Here is a 2,212-nt window from a genome sequence, read left to right on the forward strand (position 1 = left end):
TGCGCTCGCCCGACCAGCTCCGCCGGCCAAGCTACCCGTGGCGGAGCGGCCAACCGTGCACTAACTTTATCCTCGGACCACCTCGTGGGGGCCGATCAATACACTAGATTTCTTCAAGGCATACAAGAGGGCACGTGATGACCGCCACCGACCGGGCCGCTGACAATCGCGAGGGCTTGGACCGGTTCGATCCCGTCCATGACGCGGGGTTCGCCGCGACCGTGCAGGCCTTCTCGGACCGTTTCCGCCGCGTGCGTGGCAGGAAGCCTATCCGGCTCGGGGAAGCTCTGTGGTCGGACCAGCCAGCCCCGGATGTCGGGGACACCACGCCGGTACCAGCCGGCTGAACGAAGCCCGTCGTCGTCGAGGTGCGCCTCGAACCCCGCCGACCCGTGGGCACACCCGCCCGCACCCATCGCGTAACGCTTGCCGGACCTTAGCGCGGCGTGCCTGTCATGGGCCGGGCTGCAGGCCCCGAGCAGGTTCGAGGCCCGAAATACGAACAGGGCCTCGTCCCCTGGGTCCACTCCCACGGTTCCCGGCCTGCCATCTCCGCGACCAGCTTCCGGCAAACCTCCAGGGTACCAAGGGCCTCCGACACGAGCGCGTCGGGCTCGCCCCTCGCATCGACGGTTTCGCCTGCCCGCGTGTGCGTGTCACGCATCGGCTCCCCACCGCGGGTGGACCGGGGCGCCTCCCCAAGAAGCTCGGTCGAGAACCGTACACCTTGGATATAACAGGTCCCGCGTAGCGTTACCCGTGATGCGATGCCCGCGGAGACGAGCACCTACCCTCCCGCCTCAGGGCCGGACGCACGCGCAATCGTCGCGAACTCCCTGGACCCGGGGGTATCTTCCACAGGGATCCACCGGCCATCGACAGAATCCCTCCAAGCTTCCTCGAAGTAATGCCGCGAGCTGTTGACGCCCGCGGCATTCACCTCCACCTGGACCTAGGGCTGCTTATCCAGCCGCCCTGGTACTCGACAGGTCGCACCCGTGTTCACCCGCCGCCAGATAGCGAACGCCCGCCGCCTGCCCCTCGGCAGGACCGTGCCCGCTTCCCTCACCCTCCGCGGGGCCTGACCGGCGCATAGGCGTCCGGCGGCCCGTGAACGAGGCCGCCATGAACACGCATCACGACCCCCATTCCGACGGCTTCCTGCCGGCCGATCCGGACGCCCAGGTCGGCATCATCTTCAGCCGCCTCAGCACCCTCTCACGCGAACTCGGACCTCCGGCCGTTCGCGTCGCGGTGCAAGCCGCCCTGCAGGCCATCGGCGTCGCAGCCCACGCCGAGGCGGAGCGGCGCGCGAGCCTGCTGGCCGACCGGGGCCGGCCGCATCCGAGCGATCCCACCGTCACGCCGTTCCGCCAGAGGAAGGCGCCCGAACCCCTCGACGAGGGCGACGCCTGACCATTGCCTGAGGAAGAAGCCGATGGCCTATCCTTGCCGATGCATAGCGAAACCGCCCGGCCCATCGGCCGGCGGCATCACGCTCGACCACCCCCATCCCCCTTCGACATCCGCAGGGCCTGACCGGCGCGCCTGATCGCGTCCGGCTGCCCGCCAGAGGCAGCCATGACCGACAAGCCCCTCCACCTGACCGAGAACGAAGCCGGCATCGCGAGGGCCCAGGCCCGTAACCGTTTGCGGGAGATCGCGAACCGGCAACTCCCGGCCGACACGGTCGACGATTTCCTCAGCGACAGGGCCGGCCCCGCCTGGGCGCAGCCCGACACGATGCGACCGTCCCATATCCTCGCGGCCGCCATGGTCCGCGACGCCATGGACGCGTCCGACCTCGCCCGGCTCGCCGAGCCGGCCGGCCTCGCGGTCGTCGTGAGCGTACCCGGCCCGGACTGGGTCGTCCCCATCGGACGCGCCCTGACCGCACTGTGTGATTTCGGCCTGGCGTACAAGCGCACTGGATCGGCGAGACAGACCGACCGCCCGGACAACGGTGGCGACGGGGTGCACGAGGCCCTCGGGGCCGGCCGTAACGTCCTTGGCGTCTCGTACGCCCCGGAGCGCTACCTGCCCACCGCCCTGGTCACCACGGCCGACATCCGCATCGACGTGAAGCCCCCCGGCCCCCGTGTCCTGCGGAGGGTTGAACCGCCCCGGGATTTCCGGAGGCTCCAACTCTTGAGAGACTGGAGCCATGACAAAGCATATCCCACCCTTCTCCCCTGAGGTCCGCGAGCGGGCG

Annotated in this window: 3 protein-coding genes; all 3 read left to right on the forward strand. The window is 69.6% G+C overall.

Going from position 1 to position 2,212, the window contains the following annotated elements; all coding sequences use genetic code 11:
- Positions 1-137 precede the first annotated feature (137 nt).
- The 3 genes from ASF25_RS17495 to ASF25_RS17505 all read left to right on the forward strand — a co-directional run bounded on the left by ASF25_RS17495 (position 138) and on the right by ASF25_RS17505 (position 2,196).
- On the forward strand, positions 138-347 hold the full coding sequence (locus ASF25_RS17495; protein WP_056306189.1) for a hypothetical protein: 210 nt from the start codon (positions 138-140) through the stop codon (positions 345-347).
- Between the two features lie 778 nt (positions 348-1,125).
- The gene (locus ASF25_RS17500; protein WP_056306191.1) at positions 1,126-1,416 is read left to right on the forward strand and encodes a hypothetical protein; all 291 of its coding nucleotides are present in this window, start codon (positions 1,126-1,128) and stop codon (positions 1,414-1,416) included.
- Positions 1,417-1,581: 165 nt separating this feature from the next.
- The gene (locus ASF25_RS17505; protein ID WP_056306193.1) at positions 1,582-2,196 is read left to right on the forward strand and encodes a hypothetical protein; all 615 of its coding nucleotides are present in this window, start codon (positions 1,582-1,584) and stop codon (positions 2,194-2,196) included.
- The last annotated feature ends 16 nt before the right edge of the window (positions 2,197-2,212 follow it).

The organism is Methylobacterium sp. Leaf100, from assembly GCF_001422845.1.
Lineage (GTDB): Bacteria > Pseudomonadota > Alphaproteobacteria > Rhizobiales > Beijerinckiaceae > Methylobacterium.